A 671-nucleotide genomic window follows, 5' to 3' on the forward strand; every position below is an offset into this window, starting at 1 on the left:
CGGTAGCCACCACGGTCGTCGTCGCGGCGGGGGGCGCGGTCGTCACGGCGGAAACCACCGCCGCCCCGGTTGTCTCCCCGCGTGTCCCCGCGATTGTCGTCACGGCGGAAACCACCGGGTCGGTCGTCGTCACGGCGCGGAGCACGGTCATCACGACGGAAGTTGCCGCCACCGCGGTTGTCCCCGCGATTGTCGTCACGGCGGAAACCGCCGGGTCGGTCGTCGTCGCGACGCGGGCCACGGGGCCGGTCGTCACGACGCTCGAAGCCGCCACCCCGCGGTAACCACCACGGTCGTCGTCCCGACGCGGCCCACGGTCATCACGACGGAAGTTGCCGCCACCGGAGCCGGCGCCGGGACCACGGCCGCCGTCACGGCGCGGGCCACGATCACGGTCGCGGTCATCGCGACGGAAACCTCCTCGGTCGCCGTCACGTCGGGGAGCGGAGGAGCGGTCGTCACGACCTCCTCGGAAGCCGCCCCTGTCACCGTCTTCCCGGCGACGCGGCTCGCGCTCCGGACGGTCGTCGGAAGAGTTGGTGGACATGGGGGTGACTCCTGTCATCGGGTACCACAGACATTCTCGCGCAGTCGGCCATCCGACGCGCTTCGGAAAAACAAAAGGACCCTTGGTCCCAGCGTTGAACGCTGGGACCAAGGGTCCTGAAAGA

General features: G+C 70.3%; 1 pseudogene. It reads left to right on the forward strand.

Going from position 1 to position 671, the window contains the following annotated elements:
• Window positions 1–284: pseudogene (locus tag IH13_RS45635) on the forward strand (hypothetical protein); the annotation flags it as partial.
• Window positions 285–671 lie beyond the last annotated feature (387 nt).

This window comes from Streptomyces sp. NRRL WC-3549 (genome assembly GCF_000721935.1).
Lineage (GTDB): Bacteria > Actinomycetota > Actinomycetes > Streptomycetales > Streptomycetaceae > Streptomyces.